Genomic DNA, 410 nt, shown 5'->3' on the forward strand with positions numbered 1-410 from the left:
TCCACCAGCACCTCGAAGGGCACATCCTGATGCTCGAAGGCGGCCAGGCTGCGCTCGCGGACCTGAGCCAGCAACTCCTCGGCACTCGGGTCGGCGGCCAGATCGACCCGCAGCACCAAGGTGTTGACGAAGAAACCCACCAGCCCGTCGAGCGCGGTGTCGCGGCGCCCGGCGATCGGGAACCCCACCGCCACGTCGGTGCCGGCGCCGAGCTTGGACAACACGGCCGCCAACGCGGCTTGGACGACCATGAAGCTGGTTGCGTTGTGCTCGCGGGCCACCCGGCGCACGGCCCGCTGCAGCTCCACGGGCCAGTCCACCGCGACAGTGGCGCCGCCGTAGTCGGCAACCCGCGGATAGGGGCGGTCGGTGGGCAGCGCCAGGCGTTCGGGCATGCCGGCCAGGGTCTG

General features: G+C 71.7%; 1 protein-coding gene. It reads right to left on the reverse strand.

What is annotated here, in order from left to right:
• A partial coding sequence (locus tag OQ789_RS25840) for a condensation domain-containing protein (RefSeq protein ID WP_324689271.1) occupies positions 1 to 410 on the reverse strand: 410 nt, incomplete at both ends.

This window comes from Mycobacterium sp. 94-17, from assembly GCF_035617725.1.
In the GTDB taxonomy this organism is placed as follows: Bacteria; Actinomycetota; Actinomycetes; order Mycobacteriales; family Mycobacteriaceae; genus Mycobacterium.